Origin of the sequence: Streptomyces acidiscabies (assembly GCF_020010905.1) — a bacterium.
In the GTDB taxonomy this organism is placed as follows: Bacteria; Actinomycetota; Actinomycetes; order Streptomycetales; family Streptomycetaceae; genus Streptomyces; species Streptomyces acidiscabies.
On record NZ_JAGJBY010000002.1, the window covers coordinates 3,216,595 to 3,242,622 of the forward strand.

15 protein-coding genes, 1 tRNA gene and 2 pseudogenes are annotated in these 26,028 nt (G+C 71.2%); 4 read left to right on the plus strand and 14 right to left on the minus strand.

The genetic code is table 11. The features are described 5' to 3' along the window. Window positions 1–39: 39 nt before the first annotated feature. The 7 genes from J8M50_RS40745 to J8M50_RS40775 all read right to left on the minus strand — a co-directional run bounded on the left by J8M50_RS40745 (window position 40) and on the right by J8M50_RS40775 (window position 15,637). Window positions 40–1,113 (minus strand): class I SAM-dependent methyltransferase, encoded by a 1,074-nt coding sequence (locus tag J8M50_RS40745; protein WP_010356771.1) that lies wholly within the window; start codon window positions 1,111–1,113, stop codon window positions 40–42. Beyond that, window positions 1,110–2,294 (minus strand): glycosyltransferase, encoded by a 1,185-nt coding sequence (locus tag J8M50_RS40750; RefSeq protein ID WP_010356772.1) that lies wholly within the window; start codon window positions 2,292–2,294, stop codon window positions 1,110–1,112. Before J8M50_RS40750 ends, J8M50_RS40745 begins: the two co-directional genes overlap by 4 nt. Next, window positions 2,291–3,094 carry an alpha/beta fold hydrolase gene (locus tag J8M50_RS40755; RefSeq protein ID WP_010356773.1) on the minus strand — a complete coding sequence of 268 codons (804 nt, stop codon included), beginning with the start codon at window positions 3,092–3,094 and terminating at the stop codon, window positions 2,291–2,293. Before J8M50_RS40755 ends, J8M50_RS40750 begins: the two co-directional genes overlap by 4 nt. A 9-nt stretch (window positions 3,095–3,103) precedes the next feature. Then, window positions 3,104–3,397, minus strand: coding sequence for an acyl carrier protein (locus J8M50_RS40760; protein ID WP_010356774.1), 294 nt, complete (start codon window positions 3,395–3,397; stop codon window positions 3,104–3,106). Beyond that, window positions 3,394–7,872, minus strand: coding sequence for a type I polyketide synthase (locus J8M50_RS40765; protein WP_040837455.1), 4,479 nt, complete (start codon window positions 7,870–7,872; stop codon window positions 3,394–3,396). The genes J8M50_RS40760 and J8M50_RS40765 overlap by 4 nt, the downstream gene beginning before the upstream one ends. A gap of 115 nt (window positions 7,873–7,987) precedes the next feature. Then, the gene (locus tag J8M50_RS40770) at window positions 7,988–14,608 is read right to left on the minus strand and encodes a type I polyketide synthase (RefSeq protein WP_010356776.1); all 6,621 of its coding nucleotides are present in this window, start codon (window positions 14,606–14,608) and stop codon (window positions 7,988–7,990) included. A gap of 450 nt (window positions 14,609–15,058) precedes the next feature. Then, window positions 15,059–15,637, minus strand: a complete 579-nt coding sequence (locus tag J8M50_RS40775) for a TetR/AcrR family transcriptional regulator (RefSeq protein ID WP_010356777.1) — start codon at window positions 15,635–15,637, stop codon at window positions 15,059–15,061. A gap of 130 nt (window positions 15,638–15,767) precedes the next feature. On the opposite strand from J8M50_RS40775, the gene J8M50_RS40780 reads away from it, so the two are divergent. Both J8M50_RS40780 and J8M50_RS40785 read left to right on the plus strand, forming a co-directional pair. Next, complete coding sequence (locus J8M50_RS40780) at window positions 15,768–17,189, plus strand: MFS transporter (protein WP_010356778.1); 1,422 nt, start codon at window positions 15,768–15,770, stop codon at window positions 17,187–17,189. 45 nt (window positions 17,190–17,234) lie between these two features. Continuing rightward, window positions 17,235–17,308 (plus strand) — tRNA-Pro (locus J8M50_RS40785). A gap of 217 nt (window positions 17,309–17,525) precedes the next feature. On the opposite strand, the pseudogene J8M50_RS50475 reads toward J8M50_RS40785, so the two are convergent. The 5 genes and pseudogenes from J8M50_RS50475 to J8M50_RS40810 form a co-directional block, all read right to left on the minus strand. Continuing rightward, window positions 17,526–18,348, minus strand: a pseudogene (locus J8M50_RS50475) (ISL3 family transposase); the annotation flags it as partial. Window positions 18,349–18,720: 372 nt separating this feature from the next. Beyond that, a pseudogene (locus J8M50_RS50480) lies at window positions 18,721–19,020 on the minus strand (transposase family protein); the annotation flags it as partial. A gap of 305 nt (window positions 19,021–19,325) precedes the next feature. Beyond that, window positions 19,326–20,552: a tyrosine-type recombinase/integrase gene (locus tag J8M50_RS40800; protein ID WP_010356782.1), complete on the minus strand. Its 1,227-nt coding sequence runs from the start codon at window positions 20,550–20,552 to the stop codon at window positions 19,326–19,328. 853 nt (window positions 20,553–21,405) lie between these two features. Beyond that, complete coding sequence (locus J8M50_RS40805) at window positions 21,406–21,714, minus strand: helix-turn-helix domain-containing protein (protein WP_010356783.1); 309 nt, start codon at window positions 21,712–21,714, stop codon at window positions 21,406–21,408. Between the two features lie 74 nt (window positions 21,715–21,788). Then, window positions 21,789–22,034 (minus strand): hypothetical protein, encoded by a 246-nt coding sequence (locus J8M50_RS40810; protein ID WP_141655617.1) that lies wholly within the window; start codon window positions 22,032–22,034, stop codon window positions 21,789–21,791. A gap of 473 nt (window positions 22,035–22,507) precedes the next feature. Here J8M50_RS40810 and J8M50_RS40815 point away from each other — a divergent pair, with 473 nt between their 5' ends. Continuing rightward, window positions 22,508–22,792, plus strand: a complete 285-nt coding sequence (locus tag J8M50_RS40815) for a DUF397 domain-containing protein (protein ID WP_078481119.1) — start codon at window positions 22,508–22,510, stop codon at window positions 22,790–22,792. Window positions 22,793–23,037: 245 nt separating this feature from the next. Next, window positions 23,038–23,862 carry an SAM-dependent methyltransferase gene (locus J8M50_RS40820; protein ID WP_075692559.1) on the plus strand — a complete coding sequence of 275 codons (825 nt, stop codon included), beginning with the start codon at window positions 23,038–23,040 and terminating at the stop codon, window positions 23,860–23,862. Between the two features lie 35 nt (window positions 23,863–23,897). Here J8M50_RS40820 and J8M50_RS40825 read toward each other — a convergent pair whose 3' ends face one another. Both J8M50_RS40825 and J8M50_RS40830 read right to left on the minus strand, forming a co-directional pair. Beyond that, the gene (locus J8M50_RS40825) at window positions 23,898–24,833 is read right to left on the minus strand and encodes a helix-turn-helix domain-containing protein (protein ID WP_010356785.1); all 936 of its coding nucleotides are present in this window, start codon (window positions 24,831–24,833) and stop codon (window positions 23,898–23,900) included. A 796-nt stretch (window positions 24,834–25,629) separates the two neighbouring features. After that, window positions 25,630–25,950, minus strand: coding sequence for a hypothetical protein (locus J8M50_RS40830; protein ID WP_010356786.1), 321 nt, complete (start codon window positions 25,948–25,950; stop codon window positions 25,630–25,632). Window positions 25,951–26,028 lie beyond the last annotated feature (78 nt).

Below are 26,028 nucleotides of genomic sequence, written 5' to 3' on the forward strand. Positions count from 1 at the left end.
CCGAGGAACTCGCCGAGGTCCACCGCGACGTGGGTCGCCCTACTCCCGGCGCGCGACCAGCCGGTACGCGTTGGACACCGGCCACCGCCGCGTCAGCGGGCGTACGGCGATCCGGTCCAGGGCCGTCGCCGCGAGGAGGGCCGGAATTCCCGCCAGGAACACGGCGGTTCGGGTCGCCCGGCGCAGCGCGCTCGGCGGGCGCGGCAGCCAGGGGGAGTTCTCGGGCGGCGAGACGCGGCCCAGCGCCATCCAGACGGCGGCCACCAGGTCGACCGCCGCGTGGGGCTCGGCGTGTTCCTCGGAGACCACGGTGAACCCCAACTCCTCAAGCCGGGCCCGCAGGTTGGCGACCGGCATGAAGTGCAGGTGCTGCGGCTGGAGCCACGGCAGCCACCACCGCCCGAGCACCCGCGACAGCCGGCTCGCCGCGTCGGGCACCTCGACCAGGAGGTGCCCGCCCGGACGCACCACCTGCCCGGCCGCCCGCAGCTCCCGGTCGGGGTCGGCGGTGTGCTCCAGGTAGTGGAACATGCTCACCGCGTCGTACCGACCGGAGAGTTCACCGGCCAGCTCGGGGAAACTGCCCCGGAAACCGCGCTCCACGCGCTTCTCCCGCTCGGCGATCTCCGCCCCTTCGGTGAAGTCGAGCCCGTCGAAGACGGTGTCCGGCAGGAGCCCGTCACGCACGGCCGCGCAGAAATGCCCCTGCCCGGTCCCGACGTCCAGCCACCGCTTCGGCGCCGGATCGTGCGCGGTCATGGAGCGCGCCCGCCCCAGATACGCCGTGTGCTTCCCGTCGAAGAGGGACTCGAGCTGCTTCTCGCCGAGCCCGTCGTAGAAGTCCCGATAGTAGAACTCCAGCCCCTCGGCGGTCAGTTGAGGGTTCTGGAAGGTGTGCCCGCACGTCTCGCACCGGTCGAGCACGAACCGTCCCGGCTTGCGCTGCAACAGGTCGGTGGTCCGCAGCCAGGTCCGCAGCGACGTCCCGCCGCACCAGGGGCAGTCGGCCCGGCGCGGCGCGAAGAACCGCTCCGTCCCGTCCGCCAGGTCCCGCTGATAGCGCGGTCGCAGCTCGGCGATCCGCCGCTCCCGCTCGTCCTTCGCCTCACTCATGCACGGCTCCTCTCGGCAAGCTCTTCGAGATGGACGGCGGCGGCGTCCGCGCCCCCGGCCGCCCGGAACGCCGCCCCCACCCGCGCGGCCCGCGCACGGTAGGACGGCTCGTCCAGCACGGCGTCCAGCGCCGCCCCCAACTGCTGCGCGCCGACCCGCCCGAACCGCACCCGCACCCCGGCCCCGGCGGCCACGACCTGCCCGGCGATCACCGGCTGGTCGTCCCGGATGGGCGCGACGACCAGCGGTACGCCGTACCAGAGCGCCTCGCACACGGTGTTGTGCCCCGCGTGACACACGACGGCGTCAACTCCCTTGGCCAGCAAGGCGATCTGCGGGACGGACGGCACGATCAGCACGTTGTCGTCGGTTCCGGCGCCCAGCACGCCACCGGGATCGACCACCACCGCCCGCAGCCGCCCCGCCCGTTCGCGCGCCACGTCCCGGCACACGGCGAGGAACCGCTCCCCGGCGTCGGCGTTCGCCGTGCCGAGGCTCACGAGGACGGTCGCGCGGTCCGGGTCGAGCCACTCCCACGGGAATCCTCCGGCGTCGGGCCGGCCGGTGACCGAGGGCCCCACCCAGCGAACTCCCTCGACGTCACCGGCGAGTTCGGGCGCGCTGAAGCCGATGACGAGGTGCGGGGAGAACCGGGGGTCGGCGCCCTCGGACGCGTTCCCGACGGTCCGCCGCAGCTCGCCGAGCCGGGCGTCGATCCACTCCCGCACCTTCGGGAGGCCGGCCAGCGGGTCCGTGAACTCGGCCGTGGTCGTCGCGGACGTGGCCCACGGAATCCCGGCCCGCTCCGCCACCAAGGCTCCCGCGAACGCCTGTTGGTCGGCGACGACCACATCGGGGCGGAACACCTCCACGGCCCGCCGTACACCGGGCGCCATCGCCTCCGCGAGCGGCAGCAGAAACCGCTCCCACAGGAACTTCAGCGCCTCGGGGCCACGGACGTCGGCCGGGCGGTGGGAGGCGGCTTGGGCGTGCGTGATCCGCGACAACTCGTCCCCGCACCCGAACACCACCGCGTCCGCCCCCGCCAGCCGCCGCACCAACTCCCGGTCCGGGCACACCCACGCCACCCGGTGCCCCCGGGCCGCGAGGCGCGCGGCGACGCCGACCGCCGGGTTGACGTGGCCCGTCAAGGGCGGGACGACGAAGAGGAAGCCGCTCACCCGGCCGTCACCGCCGCGCAGGCCCCGGCGATGTGCGACCGGATGTGCTCGCCGATCGTGGCCGGGGCCTCGACGAGGATCGAGTGCTCGTGGCCGGGGACGATCACCGTCCGGCAGTCGGGCAGCAACCCCTCCAGCAGGGGCGCGAGTTCGGCGACGTCGGACTCGCCGCCGTACAGCGCGAGGACCGGACAGGACACCGCGGAGATCTGATGGTCCGTCAGAACGGTGCTGGCGGGGATGTCCTGGCCGATCGACGTCTCCCGGGCCAGGCGGGCGGCGCCCCGTGCGAGGCGGGCCGTGTTGTGGCCCCGGTGCGCGGCGATCCATGTGATGGCGTCCGACTCGTTGTGCGCCAGCTCGTGCACGACTCGCCCGAGGATGCCGCGGAGCTTCGACGCCCAGGCGGGCGTGGCCGGTTCGGACTCGATCAGACTGAGACTCGCGACCCGCTCCGGATGCCGGACGGCGTACCCGAACGCGATCGTCCCGCCGTACGAGTTGCCCACCAGATGCACCGGCCCGGTCACCTTCAGCCGCTCCAACAGGGTTTCCAGATCAGTGATGTTGTCGTCGAGGGAGTACCCGCCGGGCGGCCGGTCGCTGCGGCCGTGGCCGCGCAGGTCGTACATGACCACATCGAGCCCGTCCGCCGCGAACGAGGGCGCCACGGTGAAGTAGTAGCTGGCGAGGCTGTCGGTGAGCAGCCCGTGGACCAGTACGACGGTGCCGCGCGAACTCCGGCTGCCCCGGGGCCCGATGCGCTGGACGTGCAGCCGGAGCGCGCCGGTGTCGACCATCGACACGGGTCAGCCCTCCTCGGCCGCTTTGAGACCGAGCACGACGTACTCGACGAGCCGCCCGACGGTGAGTTCGATGATCTCCTCGAACTCCATCCCGGCCAGGAACTCGGCGAAGTTGATCCGTTCGCCGTACCGCTCCTGGAGGAGCCCGGCCAGCGTCACGAGGTCGATGCTCTCCAGCTCCAGGTCCCGGTTGAAGGACGTCGCCATGTTGATCTCGGCGTCGTCGACGCCGTACTCGTCCTCCAGGAGGCGGGCGAGCATGCCGGACACGTCGGCGAGAACGGTTTCCTCGTTCATCGGGCCTCGTACTCCTCTTCGTTCGCGTGTCCCGTCGTCCAGGCCACGACGTACTCCCGCGCCGGCAGGCCCGGCGGGTTGACGGCCGGTGCGCAGTGCACCGGGTAGGCGCGCTCCAGGCGGCCCGAGACGGTCAGCAGATCGCCGTCCGGGGTGGCGTCCAGGACCGTGAACTCCCATGGTCTGCCGCCGAGTCCGGTCCCCTCGGCCTTGGCGACCGCCTCCTTCGCCGCCCAGAACCGGGTGAACCACAGCGCGCGGGACCCCACTAGGCCGTCCAGCAGCCGGAGTTCGGCCGGAGCGAGGGCGACGGCCTCCGTCTCCGGAGTGCGTGCGGTGACTTCCTCGATGTCGATGCCCGGTCCCGGTCCCGCCCGGTGCGGGCGGACGATCGCGACGCCGGCCTCCGCGCAGTGCGCCAACGACACGTCCAGCGCGGGCAGTTCACGCCCGTGCACGCCCACGACGTACGGCCGTCCCAGGTTGTCGTTCTCCACGCGCAGCTCCGCCGGGAACACCGGGCCCTCGCCGTGCTCCCACAGCCACCTGCGCACCGCGTCCTTCACGGCGATCCGCCCCAGCAGCCACTGCCGCCGCCCGCGCGGCGCGTGCTCGGCGTAGCGCGAACGCTCCACACCGGCCAGGGAGTTGCGCATGATCAGGTCCCGCGAGGCGAGGTCCGGCCACCGCTCGTGCAGCAACGTCCAGCCGCCGGGGCGGAGTTCGGAGAGCGTGTGGCGTTCCGGGAAGCGTTCCACGGGGCGGGTGCGCGGGTCGTTGTCGAAACGGCGGTCCTGCCAGCCGGTGATCTTCGCCCAGAGCCTGCCGCCGACGGTGAGTTCGACGTCCGCCTCAAGGGCGGTGTCGGTGAGCGCTGTGATCCTTACCAGGCAGGCGACTTGCGTGCCGGGGGAGGGGTGGGGGCCGTGGAAGCGGATCTCCCGGACGCCGACCGGGAAGACGACCGTGCGCTCGGTGCGGGTCGCCATGATCCAGTAGCCGAGGATCTGGCCGACGTTGTCCAGGAGGGCGCCGGGGGCCGGTGGGGTGGTGATGACGCCTCGGACGTGGCGGTCGCCGATCCCGGTGAGTTCGGTGACGCCCTGGAATGCCGGGCCGTGGAACATCCAGCGTTCTTCGTAGAGTTGGGCCGCTGTGTGGTCGGGGGCGCGTTCCGGGGTGGGGGGTGTGCTGCGAGGGGCGGGGTGCGGGTAGGCGGGGGCCAGTTCCACGGTCGCGCGGGCGCGGGGGCCGAAGGAGACCGCCAGGCGGTTCGTGGTCTGCGGGGTGACGGTCACCGGGACGTCCACGGCTGGTGTGGCGGTGAGCCATTCCTCGAAGCGGGCGTCGTGGACGGCCACGGGGAGGAGACCGGGGCGGGCTTGGGCGGCCGTGTCCATGATGTGCTGGACGATCGTGGTGGCGGGGACCACTGGCCAACGGTCGGAGACGTCGGGCCAGTTGGGGCGTTGGGGGAAGAAGCAGTGGTCCAGGAGGTAGGGCATGGTGTCGGGGGAGACGTGGACCGTGGTGTGCTGCGGGGTGGTGCTTTGCCGTGGGGTGGCTCGGGCCGTCATCAGGGCGGTCGCCGTGTCGGCCGTCTCCCTCAGGAGCGCGCTGAGTTCGGCGGCGATCGGCAGGTCGGCGGCGATGGCGTCCAGCGGGTCGGAGACTGAGCGGTCCGAGGCTGGGCGGTCCGAGGCTGTGTGGTTTGAGGCTGGGCGCAGGACCGGGCGGGCCTCGGGCGGGAGTGAGACGAGGGCGCCGCTCAAGTCCAGGCGTATGGGGGCGGGTTGGGGGCGTGCGGGAGCTGCCGTGGGCCGGTCGGCCGAGGGGCGTAGGGGCGGGAGTGCCTGGCGGTTTGGGGACGGGAGCGCCGGGGCCACCTTCGCCCCTGCCGCCCACAACGCCGCTGCCACGCGGCGGAGTTGGGGAAGGCCGTCGCGGTGCGGGGAGTTGGCCGCGACCGTGAGGTGGTCCTGGGTGCCGAGGGTGTCGTCCACGAGGGAGCCGAGGCGGCCGGGGCCGACCTGGACGAAGACGCGGTGACCGGCGTCGTACAGGGACTGGGCCAACTGGCGGAAGCGGACGGGCTCCAGGAGGTGGCGGACGAACAACGCCCGTATCGCGTCCGGGTCTTCGGGGAAGGGGGAGGCCGTCGTGCCCGACCAGAGGGGGACCGTCGGCGGGTGCAGGCGGAAGCGGTTCGCGGCCTGTTCGATGGGGGCGAGGTGGGGGCGGAGCATCGGCGTGTGGAAGCCCGAACGGAACGGCAGGACCTGGCTGATGACACCTCGGGCACGGAAGGCGCGGACGAACTCCTCGACCGCCGCGTCCGGGCCGCACACCATGGACTGACTGGGCGCGTTGTCGTGCGAGAGAACGATGTCGCCGTGCCCCGACTCGCTGATCGCGTCCAGGACTTGTCCGGCCGGTGCGCCGATCGCGCCGAACGCCAGGCCCGGGACGGTCACCGAGGCGGGGTCGAACTCGGCCATGAACGCGTCGACTTCGGCCCCGTCGTACAGGCCCGACGCGACCATCGCCGTCCACTCGCCGACACTGTGCCCGGCGACCGCGTCGGGGACGATGCCGCTGCGGCGCAGGGCGGAGTCCAGGAGGCGGCTGACGGTCACCACGTCGAAGCCGTGCCGGCCGACGTCGTCGACCTGCTCGCCGGGGGTAGGGAGAGCGGGGAGGTCGAAGTGGGCGGCGATGTCGTCGACGTGCGGGGTGAAGTCGACTTCGAGGCCGGGGAACAGGAAGGCGGTCTTTCCGCTGTCCCTGCCGAGCAAGGGAGTAGGCCGGAGCCACACGTCGCTGCGGCCGTTCCAGGGGCGGGACTTGGCGGCGGCGCGGCGGGCCAGGGTGAGGCGTTTGGCGGTGGGGTCGACGATGGCGAGGCGGGCAGGGCCTGCGGTGGGGTGTGGGCGGGCGGGGTCGAGGCCGGTGGCGAGAACAGTGGTGTCGTCGGCGTCCAGAAGTGCCGCGAGGGCGGTGGGGGAATCGGCGGCGAGGAGGAGGATGCGCTCGCTTTCGGTGACCTTGGCCTGAGCGGCCCCCTTCACTTCCGGGACAACTCCGACGGCAACGCCCTTGATATGCCCGCGAGTTGGCGACTCCAGCACCACATGCCCGTTGATCCCGCCGAACCCGAACGCGTTCACCGCCGCCCGCCGCACCTCCCCCTCCCACGGCTCCGCCTTCTCCAGCGGCCTGAACCGGGTCCGCGCCAGCGCGGGATGCGGATCGTCGCAGTGCAGCGTCGGCAGCAGCATCCCGTGATGGATGGCCAGCGCGGCTTTCACCAGCCCGGCGACCCCGGCGGCCGGCATCGCGTGCCCGATCATCGACTTGACCGACCCGATGACCGCGCCCCCGTCGTCCAGAGGCCCGCCGAACACCTCGGCCAGCGTGGCGAGTTCGGCCCCGTCACCGGCGGGCGTCGCCGTGCCGTGCGCTTCGAGGAGCCCCAGCGAACCGGGCTCCGACGGGTCGAGACCGGCGGCCCGCCACGCCTGGCGTACGGCGCGTGCCTGTCCGCCGGGGTCGGGGTTGACGAGGCCCGACGCGCGCCCGTCGCTGGAGATGCCGGTGCCCCGGATCACGGCGTACACCCGGTCGCCGTCGCGTTCGGCGTCGGCCAGCCGCTTGAGGACGACGACGCCGGTGCCCTCGCCGATGAGGATGCCGTCCGCGTCGCGGTGGAAGGGGCGGATGCGCTCGCTGGGGGAGAGGGCGCGGAGTTGGGAGAAGACGCTCCACAACGTGATGTCGTGGCAGTGGTGGACACCCCCGGCCAGCATCACGTCACAGCGCCCGGACGCCAGTTCGCCCACCGCTTGGTCGACGGCGACCAGCGAGGACGCGCACGCCGCGTCCACGGTGTACGCCGGTCCGCGCAGGTCCAGACGGCTCGCGACCCGCGACGCGGCGAGGTTCGGCACCAGCCCGATCGCCGCCTCCGGACTGTCGGGCCCGAGCCGCTCGGTGAACGCCTCGCGTACGCGGTCGAGTTGCCCGGCGGACAGGTCGGGCAGCAACTCGCCGAGTGTGCGCACGAGTTGGCCCGCCGTCCGGACCCGCTGATCGAGCCGGACCAGCCCGGGAGTGAGATAACCGCCCCGGCCCAGCACGACGCCGACCCGCTGCCGGTCGGGCAGGCGAGCGGTCCCGCCCGCGTCGTCCAGCGCGGCGGCGGCCACGTGCAGCGCGATGAGCTGGTCCGGTTCGGTGCCGGCGACCGACGTCGGCATGATCCCGAACCGGGTCACCTCCACCTCGGCGAGCCCGTCCACGAACCCGCCGCGTCGGCAGTACACGCGGTCCGCGACGGCCGGTTCTGCGGCGGTGCCGGGACGGTAGTAGTCGGCGTCCCAGCGGCCGGCGGGCACTTCACCGACCGCGTCGACGCCGTCGCGGAGGTTCTGCCAGTAGGTGTCGAGGTCGGGGGCGCCGGGGAACAGCACGGACATCCCCACGATGGCGACCGGGACTTGACGACCGACGGCACCCTCGGCCGGACGGCCGCCCTGGGCTTGACGGTCAGTCGGATCAACGGCGTTTTCGGGGCCTCTGAGGTCCACCCCGTCACCAGCCCGACGCCGTGTGCACGACCGCCGTGAGCGACGGATCGCCCCACGCCAACTCCCGCAGCAGCGCCGCCGTTCCCTCCTCCGGATCGATCAGCGCGACCCCGCGCCGCGCGTACTCCCGCGCCAACTCCGGCCCCACCATGCCCCCGTGGGCGGTGTCGGGCGCCCACGGCCCCCAGTGCACGGTCAGCGCCCGCAACCCCGTACGCGCCGCCCACGCCGAACCCAGCGCCTCCAGCGCGTCGTTGGCAGCCGCGTAGTCGACCTGCCCCCGATTGCCCAGCACCGCCGAGATGCTCCCGAACAGCACCGTGAACCCCGGTCCGCCCGGCAGCTCCTCCAACGCCGTCAGCAGCGCGTGCGCGCCCAGCGCCTTCGTCGCGTACACCCGGCGGAACGACTCCGGACTCTTCTCGGCGATCAGCCGGTCCTCGATCACCCCGGCCGCGTACACCACACCGTCCAGCCGCCCGTGCTCGGCGTGGATCTCCTTCACCGCCTGCAACACGGCCTCGGACTCCCGGAAATCGACACTCCGGTACCGAACGGCACTGCCCAGAGCGGTCAGTTCGGCCAGCGTCGCCCTGATCTCCCGCTGCGCGAGCAGGAGTTCGGTCTCCCGGTTGACCTCCGCGAGACTGCCGCCCCGCGCGGCCAGGACGGCCCGCAGCTCGGCCGGGGTGCGCGCGGCGGCCGTCGCCTGCTCCTCCGGACCGTCCGGTACGGGCGTACGGCCCAGCAGTTCGAGCCGGCACCGCGAGGCCCGCGCCAACGCCACGGCGCACTGCGCGGCGATCCCCCGCGCCCCGCCCGCCAGCAGGACGACGGCGTCCCGGTCGAGCCCCAGCGCGGCGGCCTCCGCGACCCCGTCCCCGGCGGGACCGGCCCCGGTGCTCCCGAGCGCCCCGAGCGGCGCCTCGGCCAGCTCGAACCCGTGCCGACCGACTGCCCTCCACACCACGGCAGGTGACGTGTCGTCGGCCAGGATCTCGCCGATCACGGTGTCCGCCACGTCCTCGTCGACGTCCACCACCCGCGCCACCGTCCCCGGGTACTCCCGCGCCGCGCTCCGGAACAGCCCGCGCAGCCCCACCGCGTCCCCGTCCACCGGCCGCACCGCCAAGAGCCACTTGGGCTCCCGGGCCAGCGCCGCCTTCAGCACCGCGAAGGCGTCCGGCAACACCGGCACACCGTCGGCCGCCCCCAGATAGATCACGCCGTCCACCGGACCGTCGGCCTCGGTGAGGAGGTGCTCCATGTCCTGGACGGTGACCTCGGCGCCGTGCGCTGTCAGCCGGTCGGCGATGTCGGTGCCTTCGTCGCCGAGCAACACCCAGTGAGTGCCCGCGAGTTGGGACGCCGGGTGGTTGCCGGTGTCGAGCAGGACGGGTTGGAGGACGAGCCGCTTGGGCGCCTGCCCGGTCACCGGTTCCTCTGCCTGCACGGGTTCCTCGGCGGCCACCGGTCCCGACAGGCGCGAGGTGAGCCAGTCGGTCACGGCGGCGGCCGTACGCGCCTTCGTCAGCTCCTCCAACTCGTCGTCCGCCAGGCCCGCGAGGTCGGTCGAGCCGCCGAGGCGGCGGGCCAACTCGCCCGCGATCTCGGCCCGTTTGATGGAGTCGATGCTGAGGTCGGCCTCCAGATCGAGGTCGGGCTCGATCATGTCGACGGGGTAGCCGGTGCGTTCGCTGATGATGTCGAGGACAACTTGGCCGACGTCCACGGCCTCCGGTGCCGGGGCCGGGGCCGGGGTGACGACGGGGGCCGCCTCAACAGGTCGCTGCGGTACGGGAGTTGCCTCCAGGATCGGCATGGGTGGAGCCGCCGGTCTCTCCACCGCCCCCGCCCCTGCCCCGAAGTACGTGAGCAGCACGTCCCGTTGGGCCGCGATCATCTCCCGGCTGGTCCGCAGGAACTCCGCTATGAGGGCGTCCTGACCCTGATGGGGGTTCGTCGTCACGTTCGCCTCCGAGGAATCCAGGGACAGGGGGAAAGTTGAGGAGCCCGGCAGCTGTGCCACACGCCGGGCCGGTGTCAGTCCACCGGCCACCGGCTTGCCGTCGGCGGTCCGCACGAGCTGTCCGTCGACCGTCCAACCGGGCTGCTTCGGCGCCGGTGTCCGCACCGCGTCCACCGCTTTGCGCCCGCGCAGCAGCCACCCGGCCCGCACCGGCACCCCGGCGAGGGCGAGTTGAGCGAGCGCGTCGAGCCAGCCCCGCAGTCCGCTGCCGTGGCGCGGCTCGCAGGCGACCGTCCGGTGCGGGCGCTCTCCGAGCACCTGCCCGACCAGCCGCGTCAGCACCGACCCCGGCCCGGCCTCGACGAAGACGCGCGCGCCGGCCTCGTACATGGCCTCGATCTGGTCGGCGAAACGGACGGGGGAGCCGATCTGGGCGGCCAGTTCGGCGCGGGCCGCATCGGGGCCGTCGCCGTAGGGGGCCGCCGTGCGGTTGGCCCAGACCGGGAACTCCGGGGCGTGGAAGGCGTGTTGGGCGAGTGACGTGGCGAACCGGGGGCCCGCGTCGGCGACGACGGGGCTGTGGAAGGCGCAGGCGACCGGGATACGGCGCGCGGTGAGCCCGGCCTCGCGCAGGAGCCGTACGGCTTCGGCCACAGCCTCCGTGGGGCCCGAAATCACCGTCTGGTCCGGCGAGTTGAGGTTGGCGAGCACCACGTCGCCCGCCTCGCCGAGGACGTCGGCGACCGTCGCCGCGTCGGACGACACCGCCGCCATCGTGCCCGGGTCGTCCCCGGCGGCGGCCAGGATCGCCGACGCCCGCTCGCCGCTCAACTCCAGCAGCGTTTCGGGGGAGATGACCCCGGCCGCGGAGAGGGCGACCAGTTCGCCGTAGCTGTGTCCGGCCGCCATGTCGGGGTGGACCCCGGCGGCCGTGAGGAACGTGTACGCCGCCAACCCGGCGATGCCCAGGGCGGGTTGGGCGACGCGGGTGTCGGTCAGGGCGGCTTTCTGGCGGTCGCGTCCGGCGTCGTCGAAGGCGGCGGGCGGGTACATCGTCGGGGCGTGGGCTCTGCCCAGGTCCAGGTAGTGGCGGAGGCCGGGGAAGGCGATGAAGAGGTCGGCGAGCATGCCGGGGCGCTGGCTGCCCTGGCCGGGGAAGAGGAAGGCGACCTTGCTGTCCGCCTCCGGCGTGGGCGCCGTGCTCGCGTCCGCCCCCTCCAGCGCCTCCCGCAGCTCCCGCGTCAACTCCTCCACATCCGACGCCACCACCGCGAACCGCACCGGTTCCTCGCTCGCGTCCGCCCGCCGCGCCGCACTCAGCGCCAGGTCCCGGAGCCGCCACGGCCCCTCGGCCGTCTTCAGCAGCTCCTCCACCCCCCGCCGCGCGGACGCCACGTCCCGCCCCCGGAACAGGAACAGCTCGGCGGGCCACTCCTCGGCCCCCCGCACCCCCTCGTCATGAGCGGCGAGCACCACATGGAAGTTGGTCCCGCCGAACCCGAACGCGCTGACCCCGCCGATCCGTTGGGCCGCCGGACCGTCCCAGGGCCGGGCCTCGGACGACAGCGCGAAGGGGCTCTCCCCTTCCTTCCAGGCCGAGTTGGGGGCCTGCACGTGCAGGGTCGGCGGCCGGACCCCCGTGTACAGCGCCAGCGTCGTCTTGATCAGCCCCGCCAGCCCGGCCGCGCACTTCGTGTGCCCGATCTGCGACTTGACCGACCCGAGCACACAACTCCCCGGCTCGGCGCCCGCGTCGCCGAACACCTCGGTGAGGATGGACAGTTCGGTCCGGTCCCCGACGACCGTCCCCGTACCGTGCGCCTCCACGATCCCGACCTCGGCCGGTGACACCCCCGCGTTCCGGTACGCCCGTTCCAGCGCGGCCCGTTGGCCTTCGGGCCGGGGTGCGGTCAGGCCCAGGGAGCGGCCGTCGCTGGAGGAGCCGAGCCCCTTGACGACGCCGTAGATCCGGTCCCCGTCGCGCTCGGCGTCGGCGAGGCGCTTGAGGACGACGCAGGCGACGCCCTCGCCGAGCGCGATGCCGTCGGCGGTGGAGTCGAAGGCGCGGGAGCGGCCGGTGGGGGAGAGGGCGTGGACGGAGGAGAACAGGGCGAAGTCGTTGATGCCGTTGTGCAGGTCGGCGCCGCCGCACAGGACGACGTCACTCGTCCCGGACAGCAGTTCCTTGCAGGCGACGTCCACCGCCGCCAGCGAGGACGCGCAGGCCGCGTCCACCGTGTAGTTGGCGCCGCCGAGGTCGAGGCGGTTGGCGATACGGCCCGAGATGACGTTGGCGAGCATGCCGGGGAACGAGTCCTCGGTGAGGCGCGGGAGCTGGCCGTCCAGCGCCTGCGGGACCTCGCCGTAGTACGAGGGCAGGACGGAGCGTACGGTCGCCGCGTTCGAGAGGTCGCTGCCCGCCTCCGCGCCGAACACCACCGAGGTGCGCGAGCGGTCGAACTCCCGCCCCCCGTCGCCGTATCCGGCGTCGTCGAGCGCGCGCCGGGCGGCCTCAAGGGACAGCAGCTGGACCGGCTCGACGCTGCCGAGGGAGGTCGGCGGGATGCCGTACCGCAGCGGGTCGAAGGGGATGCGCGGCAGGAAGCCGCCCCACTTGGAGTCGGTGGACGTGCCGTGGTGGACGGCGGGATCCCAGCGCTCCGGGGGGACTTCGGTGACCGCGTCGACGCCCGCGACGACGTTCGCCCAGAAGGAGGGGAGGTCGGGAGACCCGGCGAACATGCAGGCCATGCCGACGATCGCGACGTCCAGCGGCGCCGGTGCCTGCGGCTCGACTGCCGTGCGCGGCGAGACCCGTTCGGCGAGGAAGGCCATCGCGCCGGTCGTCACCGAGGCGTGCAGCGCGGCGATCGTCGTCGTACGGGAACGCAGCACGGCCACCTCCCCGGCCATGAACATCCCCTCGGCGAGCTGCCGTTGCTCGTCCACGGACGCCAGCGCCCCGTCCTCGTCGCGCTCGACCCCCTTGCTGGCGATGCGCAGCCGGCCCACGTTCAGCCGCTCCAGCCGCTCCCACACCTCCCGCTCGGGCAGGCCCCGCGCCCGCAGCCGGGCCGCCTCCTCGCGGTAGCCGTCCGCGAACGGACTCGGCACGCAGCGGGTGGCGTGACCCGGCGCCGACTCCAGCAGCGTCGTCGCCCCGGCCTCCAACACCCGTTCCTGGAACAGGGGTTGGATGGCGCCCTGGCCGACGGCCTCCTCCGTGAAGAGGTACGCCGTCCCCATCAGGACGCCGACCGCCGCGCCCCGCGCGCTCAACGGGCCCGCGAGCGCCGCGACCATCGCCGCCGACCGCTCGTCGTGCACCCCGCCCGCGAAGAACACCTCCACGTCCGAGACGTCCCCGAAGTCCTCCAGGACCGCCAACTGGGCTTCCCACAGAGGGAACGCGGCGCGCGGACCGACGTGACCGCCGCACTCAGCGCCCTCGAACACGAACCGCCGGGCGCCCGCGTCGAGGAACTGCCGCAGCAGCTCCGGCGACGGCACGTGCAGGAACGTCCGGATGCCGGCCTCCTCCAACGCCCGTGCCTGGGACGGACGTCCGCCCGCGATGATCGCGTGGGTCGGCCGGGACAGCCGTACCGCCTCCAGCTGGGCGGCGCGCAGTTCCTCCGGCGCGAAGCCCAACACACCCACGCCCCAAGGGTGTTCGCCCACCGCCTCCCGGGCCTGCGCGAGCATCGCCCGCGACCGCTCGCCGTTCGCCAGAGCCAGCGCGATGAACGGCAGCGCCCCTTCCTCGGCCACGGCCGCCGCGAACGCCGCCCGGTCGCTCACCCGCGTCATCGGGCCCTGCGCGACGGGGAGTTGGGTGCCGAGTGCCCGGCTCATCGCCGAGTCCGGGCCCAGTGTCCGGACGAGGCCGCCGTCGCACAGGGCCGAGCGCACCGCGCCGCTCACCTCCCGTACCGTGCCGTGTACATCGCCCCACCGGTCGGCGAACCGGGCGGCGAGGAAGCCGTCCTGGCCCACCGGGAGCCGTACGCCCCGGCGTTCCACGGCCCGGACGCCGTCCGTGACGGTCGACTCGGAGCCGTCCAACGTCCGGACGAGAGCGGCGAGTTGGTCGGGGAGTGACGATTCGGCCAACAGGGCGAGCTGGGAGTCCAGGACGACCCCGGCCGCGCCGCCGGCGACCGCCGCAGCGGCCGTACGCGGTCCGATCCCGCCGGCGGCCCACACCGGTACGTCGACCTCGGACAGGAGCTGCTGGAGGAGCACGAACGTGCTCAACTCGCCTACGGGGCCGCCGGATTCGGAGCCGCGCGCGATCAGGCCGTGGGCGCCGCGGGCGATGGCCGCGCGCGCCTGTGCGAGGTCGGTCACCTCGGCGAGGACCCGGTGGTGGCTCGAAGCCGCCCAACTGCGGCCGGCGGCAAGGACGATGGTCAGTTCGCGGTCCGGCAGGTCCGGCAGGTCCGCCGGGGTCAACCGGCAGTGCGGGCCTATCCGTACCCCGACCGGCGCCCGCCGTACCCGCTCCAGGGCCTCGCGTGCCGTGCGGTCGCCGTCGCCGAGGTCGAGGATGCCGAGGGCGCCGGACCGGGCGAGGGCGAGGGCGAGTAAGGCGTCGGGCCTGCCGAAGGGAGTGATGCCGATGATCATGTCCTCGGGGCGCACAGCGGGCGTCATGTCTCTCCAGAATCAACGCTTCGAGGAGGAAACTGCACAGTGGGGGGTGCGGGGACAGCAGCGGAAAACGGCAGGGCCGGACAACGGCTTCCCCGGCCACGCCATTTGGGCAGGGCTCACCGGGGAAACGCCGGTCCGTCTTTCGGCGCGAGTGCGTGAAACGCTGGAAAGGTAGTGCGGTTATTACTCGCGGGTCAATAACCGCGCTGCCCCCTGACCGGCCGTCGAACCGATTCGGTCAGACGCAGGTCAGGGGGCAGCAGGGCGGAAAATGGACCAATCGTGGTGCGCGCGGGCGCCGTTCACGCCGGGCTCACGCCGCCGAAACACGGATGGTGGCGGGAAATGCGCTCGGATGGCCGCGCATGTCCGAAACGGCCCCCGGAATCAGGGCCGTTGATGACCGCGGCGGAAATTCCATGTAGCGATCTCGGTGTGACCAGGAAAGGATCAGGCGGTCTTGCGGACTCCGTCGAGCGCGATCGACAGGACGTGCTCGCGCTGCGCGTCGCTCGGGAAGTGGGTGGCGGTGACCCCCGCGACCAGTCTCAGCAGGTCCCCGAACTCCATGTCACCGCGGGCCTCGCCGGCTTCCTGGGCGCGCAGGAACAGCGGGCCGCCCGACGCGTACAGCGACTCGCGGCAGGCGTCGAAGATCTCGGACTCGTTCTCCAGCGCCTCGCGCACCGCGCGCTTGGTGACCATGTACGCGGTGAAGGCTTCCAGCCACGTGACGACCGCGGGCCACGGCGGGAGGCCGGAGACCTCCTCGGCCGTCTCGCACAGGGCGTTGACCTCGTTCGCGTACACGCTCTCGAACAGGGCGCGGCGGGTGGGGAAGTTGCGGTAGAGCGTGCCGATGCCGACGCCCGCGCGGCGCGCGATGTCCTCCAGGGACGCGTCGGAGCCGTGCTCCGCGAACGCCTCGCGCGCGGCGGTGAGCAGGGCGTCGTAGTTGCGGGCCGCGTCTTTACGGTGCGGGCGCTGGGCGGCGACGATCTCGGCGATGGGGTACGAGTGGGCGGTCACGGTGGCCTCCCGGGGCCGGTTCGGCGAAAGCGGAGGTTCATCTCCGGAACGCCTTGAAGCGGAGGGTTCCCTCCAGTAGAGTGGAGGCGTACCTCCACTTTACCAGCGCTTCTCGCCCGAGAGGTCCTCCATGCCTCGCACGTCCTCCCGCCTCACCTTCGCGGTCCTCGCGACAGGCGCGGGTGTGTTCGCCATGCTCCAGTCGCTCATCGCACCCGCCCTGCCGACCGTGCAACACGCCCTGCACACCTCTCAGTCGACGGTGACATGGGTGATGACCGCGTACCTGCTCTCCGCATCCGTGTTCACCCCGATCCTCGGCCGCGTCGGCGACCTGATCGGCCGCAAGCGCACGCTCGTCGCCGTCCTGGCCGCCGTCCTCGTGGGCTGCCTGCTCGCCGCGCTCGCCCCCACCATCGGCGTCCTCATCGTCGCCCGCGTCATCCAGGGCATCGGCGGCGCGCTCTTCCCGCTCTCCTTCGGCATCATCCGCGACGAGTTCGCCCCCGAGGCCGTGCCCGGGCGCATCAGCACCCTGTCCGCCGTCATCGCCGCGGGCGGCGGCGTCGGCATGGTCGCCGCCGGGCCGATCGTCTCCGCGCTCGACTACCGCTGGCTGTTCTGGATACCGGTCGCGATCGTCGCGGGGGCCGGACTGATCGCCGTACGGTACGTCCCCGAATCGCCCAACAGGGCCTCGGGCACGGTCAGTTGGCTCGGCGCCGTCCTGCTGTCCGGCTGGCTCGTCGCGCTCCTGCTGCCGCTCAGCCAGGCTGGCAGGTGGGGCTGGGGCTCGGCCCGCGTCCTCGGACTCCTCGGCCTCGCCGCCGTACTCGCCGCCGCCTGGCTGTACGCCGAGTCCCGCGCCGCGAGCCCCCTCATCGACCTGAAGATCATGCGGCTGCCCGCCGTGTGGACGACCAACCTCGCCGCCCTGCTGTTCGGCGCGGGCATGTACGCGATCTGGTCCTTCCTGCCCGGCTTCGTCCAGACGCCGTCCAGCGCCGGGTACGGCTTCGGCGCCAGCGTCACCGCGTCCGGTCTCCTGATGCTGCCGATGCTCCTCGCGATGTTCGTCTCCGGCCTGCTCAGCGGACGCCTCGCGCCGCGCGTCGGCTCCAAGGCCCTCCTCGTCACCGGCTCCGGACTCGGCGCCCTCGCCCTCGGCTTCCTCGCGCTCTGGCACGACACACAGTGGCAAGTCGCCCTCGTCGCAGGCGTGTTCGGCCTCGGCATCGGGCTCGCGTTCTCGTCCATGGCGAACATCGTCGTGGCCAGCGTGCCGCCGGCGCAGACCGGGGCGGCCACGGGCATGAACGCCAACATCCGTACGATCGGCGGCTCGATCGGCGCGGCGGTCACGAGCGTCCTGGTGACCGGCCGCCTCCAGCCGTCCGGGCTCCCGTACGGCAGCGGCTACACCCACGGCTTCACCCTGCTCGCCCTGCTCTGCCTCGCGGCGGCCCTCGCGGCGCTCCTGGTGCCGGCGGCCCGCTCCTCCCGCCCCTCGCTGCACTCCGCGCCGACGAAGGCACCCGCTCCCGTGCGGTAAGGTTTACCTGCGTGTTCACGCGGTCACCGACCGCGCGGACCGCACCGGGACGTGGCGCAGCTTGGTAGCGCACTTGACTGGGGGTCAAGGGGTCGCAGGTTCAAATCCTGTCGTCCCGACTTAGATAGTCGCAGGTCAGGGGCCTTGCCGGAGAGATCCGGCAAGGCCCCTCGATCGTTCTTGGGGACCATTTGGGGACCAGATGGCAGGGGGACCTGTCAGGGGCCTGGAAGGAAGTCTGGTGGGAGGTGCGGCCGGGCTGGTGTGCGAGGGGAGCGAAGGGGAGCGTCACGGTGTTGGCTCTGGCCCGTAGTCGGTGTTGACGTTGGGTGTCTGTCAGGGCAGGAGGATGCGGTGGTAGGAGGTCGAATCCGGCGCGTCCGTTGTGGTGGGGCAAGGCGAGGCCGGCGTTCACCGCGGGCCGGTCGATTTCGAGGCCGTTGGTGAAGCTGCGCAGGTGGGGTAGGTCGACGGTGCGGGCGGCCGTGATCCACCCGGTGAGTTTCACGTCGTTGCCCTCGGCCGGTTTCAGCAGGGTGGTGAAGCCGCGTACGAGATCGGCGAGTGCGGTCGTCTCCGGACAGGCCGCGGCGATCTTCTCCAGCAGAGGCGTTTCCTTTGGACGCAGGTTTTCGGGATCGGTGAGCAGGAGGCGGCTGGCGTGACGTGGGGTGGTGACGGGGCGGTCGCCTTCGGCGCGGCCCTGGTTGAGGTAGCGGACCAGGAGGTTCGCGCTGCCGGTGCAGCCCAACTCCCGGATCTCTTCGAGGAGGTGGGTGACAGGAACTGCCGGTTCGGCCGCACGGCGGGTGCGCAGATGGTCGAGGTAGGGGGCGACGAGGGTGGGCCGGTAGGCGGGGGCGATGCGCAGAGCCTGGGGCCTGAGCATGCGGGCGTAGCGTTTGACGGTGTTCAGGGCCACTCCGAGGCGGCGGGCACAGTCGAGGAGGCCGACGCCCTGGCCGAGGAGGCCGTGGATCTTGTTCCAGCGTTCGAGGGTGGTCTGCTCGCGTACTCCGCCGGGGCGGGCTGGGTTGATGGTGGCCCGGCATCCGGTGTGCGCGCGGACCTCGAGCCGGACCTTGTCGCAGAGGTTTCTCCAGAGGAGCCATCGGTCGCTGACCTGTACCGCGTGGGGCAGGGCGCGGCGGATGGCCTCTAATGGTGGAGTCGGGTATTGGAACTGTCCGAATGCCTCGGGGTCAGGTCCTCGTGCGCCGGCTGACGTCGGCGGCGTGGGAGTTCCAGTCACCGGCGGCGATCTTCTGCCACTGGACCGCGCTTTGGATATGGAGTCCCAAGGTCTTGGCCAGGATCGCTGCGGGGAGTTCGGCCGCGAGCGCGAACGGAGCGGTGTTCCGGCTGTGCCGTGGGGTGATCCCGAGGGCGTGCAGACGCCGGGCGAGGGCGCCTTCGGTCAGCGGGAGCCCTCGGCGGTGCCCTGGGAACAGCCAGATGGACTCCTCGTAGAGGGCACCGCTTCCCGGTGACCTGCGGGTGGCGACGAGTTCGTCGACGAGAGCGTCCAGCGGGGTGGGCAGGCGGGCGGCCTCCCGACCGCACAACTCCCGCGCTGCCCGGGATATCTGCCGGGCGAGGCGCACCGTGCGGCGCTGATGGCGTTCCAGCGGTCCAGGAATCTGCTCGCGGAAGGTCAGCCGTCGGCAGCCCGGACCGGACAGACCGGCCGCCGTGCCCGCAGGTGGACGACAACCGGGCGGCCGTCGACCGGCACGTCCGTCACCGTCCGGCGGTGATACCCGTGCACCTTCGCCGTCGGCGTCCGGCACACCGGACACGGCACCGCCGCATCCCGCGTGCGGGCCGTGACCACCACTGCGTCACCACAGCCCTCCACGTCCTCGTCAGTTGCCGGAGGGATCCGAAGGGGGCGGCGGACCGTGATCGTCTCAGGCTTGACGGGAGCCGCGATCCCGGCAGGAACTCAGTGGCCTCGTTGAAGTGAGCGAACGCATGTGCCGCTCTGGTTGGGGACCTGTTTTGGGGACCAGGGTGGCATGGATGAGCTGAAGGGCTGCCGTGGCGGGTCGAAAACTTGCAGGCCAGAGGCCCTGCCGGTGGGACCCGGCAGGGCCTCTTGATCGTTTTTGGGGACCAGCGGGTGGCGGGGTGGGGTCAGCGGGCGTGTCGGGGGCTTGCGGGGAGGACGGGGAGGGTGGTGGGTGCGCGGAGGTAGGTGAGGTGGGCGGTGAGGGCGGCGCCGGCGGCGGTGATCTGGCGGAGGTCGGGGTGGAGGTAGCGCTGGGTGGTGGTGATGGAGCCGTGTCCGGCGATCTTGCGGAGGACGTGGACGGGGACGCCGGCGTCGGCGAACCAGGTCAGTCCGGTGTGGCGCAGGTCGTGGCGGCGCAGATGTTCGAGGCCGAGGGTGGTGACGACGTCGTCCCAGTGGGTGGCGTCGCGCAGGACGGCGGTGGAGATGCGTCCGCCGCGTGGGCCGGTGAACAGGCGGGCGTCGGGGTTCGGGCCTGCGGCGAGGAGACGTGCGGCGACGAGGGGGCGGATCTCCTCGATGAGGGGGACCTGGCGGGCGCGTTTGCCCTTGGTGTTCTTGTCGATCAGGCCGCCGGGCCCGGGGGTGGTCTGGCGGCGCACGGTCCAGATCCAGGTGGCGGGGTCGATGTCGCCGACGCGGACACCGGAGACTTCGCCGATGCGTGCGGCGGTGGACGCGGCGAACAGGACGACGTCGCCCCAGCCCTGGTACTGGTCGTGGGAGCGTTCGACGAGGGCGTTGGCGAGCCGGACGAGGGTGGTCCAGTCGGGCAGGGCGAGGGCGCGGGGGTCGTCGAGTTCGTCCTCGGCCTTCTTGTACTGGGCCTGCCAGCCGGTGATACGGGCCGGGTTGATGGTGATGAGGCCGTCGCGGACGGCCTGTTCCATGACACGGACGAGGACGGCCAGGCTGTTCTTGACGGTTGACTGGCTGTGTTCGTCGGCGATCCAGCCGTGGACGGTGCGGTCGACGGCGCCGTTGGTGATCCGTTTGACGGGGAGGTGGCCGAGGGAGGGGATGACGCGGCGTCGCCAGCCGGCGAGGTAGGGGTCGTGGGTCTTGAGTTCGAGCCCGCGCAGGGCGAGTTCCATGTTGGTGTTGCCGTAGTCGGTCAGCGCCATGGTCGCGAGGCGGGGAGTGATACCCGCCTCTGCGGCCTCTTCCATCTCCTGGATCCAGTCGTTGGCCTCGTCCTCGGTGGCCTTGGCTACGGAGATGGAGTCGCGTTTCTTGGTGGTGGGGTCGAACCAGCGGACGCGGGCGCGGTAGGGGGTGGGGCGGTCGGGGCGGAACTCGACGGTGGGGGAGAGCCGGACACCGATGGGGATGGCTGTGGTGTGACCCATCAGGCGGCGGTGCCCGGTGTGGTGCGGTGCTGGTGGAGCCAGGTCTCGACGTCGTGGTCGCTGTACATGACGACGCGTTCGGAGAGCCGGACGAAGGGCGGGCCCTGGGGAGGGCGGGCGGTGCGCCAGCGGCGCAGGGTCGAGGGATCGATGTTCAGGAGGAGCGCGAGTGTCTCGGTGGTTAGCCAAGTCCCGCTCAGGAGAGCGGTGTCGGTGGCGGCCGTGGCTGAGGACTCGTCGGGTGCGGGATGTACGGAAATAGGGGTGGGGGTCAGGAGCGTGCGATTCTGTGCGAGGCGTGTTTGTGGAGGGCGGGAAATACAAGGGGAAGGCCAGGATGTGTGCCTGCGGCAGCCAGCAGAACGTTCCTGAGAGCGGGGGTGAGCTGCTGGAACTGGTGGGCACTCATACCAGGTGTGTCCCAGCGGAGAAGAGTGTCGTGCCGCGGGGCGAGTGCCGTCTGATGGATGCGAGATGAGGGCGAAGGCGGGCTATGAGTGGTGGGTCGGGGATGGGGTGCTTCGGCACGGTGGACGTAGGTGTGTTGGCGGAGTTTCTATCGTCACGAGGATCGCCGGTTTGGCTAACCGGCGATCCTCAATAAAATGGGCCCCTTTCGGCGAAGGCTGTTGGTGGTGAGGTGCGGTGTTGTGAGCAGCTTCTTGGTCTGTTGGTGGTACAGGCTCGATACTGCGCTGACCAGCAGAAACGGTGGAGGGCTGAGTCGGGGTGGTGACGTTGGCCCGTGTATGGTCCGGATCTTGGTGCGTGTGTGTCGGTGCTGATTCCCTTGCTCATGTCGGAACGGGAATGCGGGATTGTGGAGTGTCGGGCACATTGGCTGGCAGGCTCGTCATGGCTCTTCGGTCCGGGACTGCCGGTTGTCCGTCGAGGTGTGTGCGCGGGGAGTGGCGCGGGCCCGTTCGTCGTCCCAGATCTTGATCAGGACCTGGGTGTCTGCCCCGCATGCCTGAGCGCACCTGACGGTGAAGTTTCTGGTGGGGAAGTTCCTGCCGGCGAGGACTTCGATGACGTATCCGGGGGCGGTGCCGGTCTTGTGGGCCAGAGTGCGCGGCGTCAGGCGGGCTTGACGGCAGATCTGTTCCAGAACGAGGCCGATGTGCGCCGAATTGCTCGGAGCGGAGTGGCGGGAATCGGGCATGGAGAACTCCGGCGGAAGGGGGTTGGGTGTGCGTCTGGGCGCTGCGGGTCGGCAGCGCCCAGACGGCAGGGGTGTCACATGCGAGGCCGGTCGGAGCGGTGGCGGGCGTGGCGGCGTGCCAGCCCCAGGCTCAGGAGGGCGATCGATCCTGTGGTGTTCAGCCAGTGGCCGGGCTGTTGAAGGAACAGCAGCCATCCACTGGGGGCGCTCACGAGTTCCAGGAAGTCGGGCAGGCAGCGCCTGCACAGCCGGGCCCGGACGGTGGCGCGAGGACGGGCGTGGCGTGGTTTGCGGTGCCGTCGTCGGGGGGAAGCCCTCAACGCGTTCTCCTTCGAGAGTCGTCGACACGGGGCCCCGGTTGAGGCCGTCATTCCTGATCCGGGGTCCTGATGCCGCTCAGCGTGGTGGCTGAGCGCGAACGACGGTATGCGGAACGTGTCCGATCCGCTCTCCTTGTCTGGGTGTCAGGCTTCGCCGTAAGGGCCTCAAGGGCCGCAGGTTTCACCCTCGTTGGACTGTCCGCTCCGGTTGCCGCGGAGGGCCGGAGCCGATGCGGGCTTCCGCTTCTTGCCTGGTCGGTGCCGCTGCCGCACCGAGTTCGCACACCTGACTCGGACACATGCACGAGAGTCCCGTAGATGAATGGGTAGCCCCGTGGGACGGTCTGACAGTGCGATGAACACGCCTCCGCTGTTGCTGCACTTGCACGCGACTAGCGGCAGAATCAAGACATTTTCCTCTTAAGGTCGCATAGGTGCCCGGCCTGGCGGTGAACCTCTCCTGGTCGGACAAGATGCAATTGCATGCCGATGACGGAGAGTTCGTTCACCTTGGAAGGTGGCTGGTGAGGAGATCTGTGGGTGTACCGCGCCGAGACCCGGGCGGCCGACGTCAGGTCGGCCTGCAATGGCGCAAAAGTTCGTGGAGCAACCCCAATGGGGCATGCGTGGAAGTCGTGCGGCCGGGCGACGGGCGCCTCCTCTTCCGTGACTCGAAGAGCCGTCACGGGCCCGTGCTCGCGGTGTCCGAAGAATCCGCAGGATTCTTCATGGCCGCCCTGGATCGAGGGGTGATGTAAACCGGTCGACCGCCATCAAAAGCATCCTGTGCTTCAGCAAATGAGGGTGGCCGGGAGTGAGCCCTCTGCTACCTTGGCTGGCTTCTGACCTGCGGAGCGTTCACTTCGCGGCGTCGTTGTGGCGCGAAGGGAAGAAGGTCGTTCAGCCCTGGACAAAGCCTATAACCGGTCAGTAAGCATGGGAATAATGCAAGTGCATCCCCGGCACGGGGCAGTGGGGGTGCCGACTACTTGGGAGGGCCACCGTGGGCAATCAGCCCGTACCTGGACGGGACGGCACGGACTTAGGACAAGGCAGAGCCCACAGCGCACGCATGTACGACTACTACCTCGGCGGGAAGACCAACTACACCGTCGACAGAGAAGCAGCCGAGGCCATCAAGAAGCTGTTCCCCACGATCGAGACCTCAGTACAGGTCAACCGGGCCTACATGCACCGCGCCTTGCGCCACCTGGCCCGGCAAGGGGTGCGCCAGTTCATCGACGTGGGCACCGGCATCCCCCACGCACCCAACCCCCACGACATCGTCCAGGACGTCGCACCGGAATGCAAAGTCGTCTACGTCGACAACGACCCGATCGTCCTCGTCTACGCCGACTCACTCCTGGACGGAACCCCTGAAGGGCGAACCGCTTATGTGTACGCGGAGATCACGGATCCCGCCGGCCTCCTCGCCACGGTGGAAGGCGAAGGCATCATCGACTTCACCCGCCCAATCGCGCTGAGTCTCCACTCCCTGCTCCACTTCATCCCTGACGACCAGGACCCCTACAGCCTGGTCGCCGACCTCATGGACCGGCTGCCCGGCGGTTCGTACCTCAGCCTGACCCACTACACCGGCGACTTCGCCCCCAGCACCTGGCGGGCCGTCACCGACGCCTACAAGGGACGAGGAACCCCGGCCCAGGTCCGCACCAGGGCGGACGTCGTGCGCTTCTTCGACGGCCTGCTCCTGGCCGACCCGGGCGTGGTGGTGGCCCACCGCTGGCACCCCGAACCCGCCAGCGGACCGAGCCTGGTCGGCGACGCCTCCGTCGCCCTGTACGCGGGCGTCGCCCGCAAGCCCTGACGGGTGCGCCCGCACCGGGGGGCACCCGTCAGCTTTCAGCGGTAGTAGTTGGACGTCAGCAGGTCTTTCAGTCGCTGCACCGTCTTCGGCGGCGTCAGAGAGCCGACGCGCAGCGCGTCGAACACCTTCGCGCGCCGGTCCACCGACTCCTCGTCCTGGATGATCAGGCCGGCATCGAAGCCCTCCTCGTAGACGAGGGTCGGCAGCACGCGCTCGGCGAAGTCGAAGATGGTGGTCGACCCCAGCTCGACGGGCAGGTTGCAGCGGCCGAGCTCGGCGAGCCGGAGCTGGTACTGGGGATTGCCCTCCAGCTGGATCAGGTGTTCCACCTGCCGGCGCATGATCTCCGGCGACCCGACCGTGCGCCGGAGCGCCACCTCGTCGATGACACAGATGAGCCTCTTGCCCGGCACCGAGGCGAACTTGGTCTGGCGCTCCGCACGTAATGCCGCCAGCGCCTCATGGCGGTCCTGCGGAGCGGACGACCGCTCGATCAGCGCCCGCGAGTACTCCGGGATCTGCAACAAGCCGTGAAGATACTGGGGTTCGTAGGACCTGATGCGCTGGGCCATGTCCTCGAAACTCACCACGGCTTGCAGGTACCGTGGCGCAACCGAGGACCACCGCTGCCACCACACCGGCTTGCTGGCATCCTGTGCCAGTGAGCGAAGCATGGTCTGCTCGCGCGGATCATGGATCTCGTACAGGGCGAAGAGGCTGTTCAGATCCCGCTCTTTGGAGCGGACGTGACCGCTCTCGATCCGGCTGACCTTCGAACGTGACAAGCCCAGCCGGAAGGCTACTTCCTGCTGCTGCAGGCCGAGAGCTTCGCGCTGCTTGCACAGCGCGTCCCCCAGCACCATACGGGGTGCGGAAGGCGCGGCCTCGTCCTGGAGGTACCGCACCCGGCGGCTGGATTTCTGGCCGCCGCCATCGCCGGGCTCGTCGGCGCCCGCCACCTGCTGGACCACACTCGCTCCTCGACACTGAAAGCGGACGGTAATGCTTGTGACGCTCATAGTGCACGACGTACCGGCGCATGACAGGGGAATCGCAAAAAAGTCCTATATCACCCATGTGGGTGCTTCTGGCATATGTCAAACGCCTATCTCCCCAGGATGCAAGGAGCCGGCATCTCCGTCAACATGGCGCGGCATGGCGCGAGTTGGCGTGCGCCCGCGTCCTCCGCGGTAGATGCGAGGGCCGCCCACCGGAACGGGTCCGGAAGAGTGAGCAGCAGGGCGCAGCGCCGGTAGCGAGCGACGTCGCTCCGCTCTCGTCCCCGCACGTGCTCCTCTCGGGGCATGTTCGGCCAGCCGGTTCCGAGGGGGAAGTGGTTCCGTCCTGTCATGCTCGCTGTCCTGGCCCGTGGGTATGGTGTGACCGGGTGCCGGGGTCTGGTCGTCACCCGTATGGCGGATAAGATGCGGAGCTCGCGGGCGTCAACGCCCTTTATTCTGTTGCGCCATGCACGCCTACGGACACTCTGTGTATCGAGTTCCGGCGAGGCGTCCGTTTCTGCTGAGGGAGCTGCGGAACAAGCTGCCCGGTGTCGATGACCAGATGATCTGGTGTTCCGGGACTTCGGCTCTGATCTTTCAGGACGTGATCAGTGGGGGCAATCGGATCGGGATGAAGGCGCGGATGCCCGAGAACCCGGCCGCACGTCCGGGCTGTGAGCCAAGGCGGTCCGGATGCCCGCACGGCTACCCCAGCGGGCCGTGGCCGATGTACCGAACGGCCGTGTCCACCCAGAAGACACGCGCTCTACAAGGCGCGGAGGCCACTCCGGTAGCCGCAGATCCCTGAGGAGGCCGGCCTGCGGAACAGGGGCCGCCGGTGGTGATGGAGTTGCTCGGCTTCCAGGAAGTTCCGCGCGCCGAGCACGATCGCGCACGCGAGTTGGACCAGTGCCGTGCCCCTGTCCCGCCATCCCGGTCCCGTAGCCCTGGAGAGCGCCGCGCTCAACGCGGCGGCCAGGCGGAGGCGGTCGGCGAGCTTGCGCAGCAGCATCATCCCGGCGTGCCCGATCAGGTTCTTGCCGTCGGTCCGCATGCCGAGCCGGTAGTCCCAGCAGGTAGTCTTCACCTGTTGGGTGCCTCTTCCTCGCGGCGTTCATGATCTCGACAGTCCAGATCATCGCAGGTGGGAGGCGCCCTTCAGCTG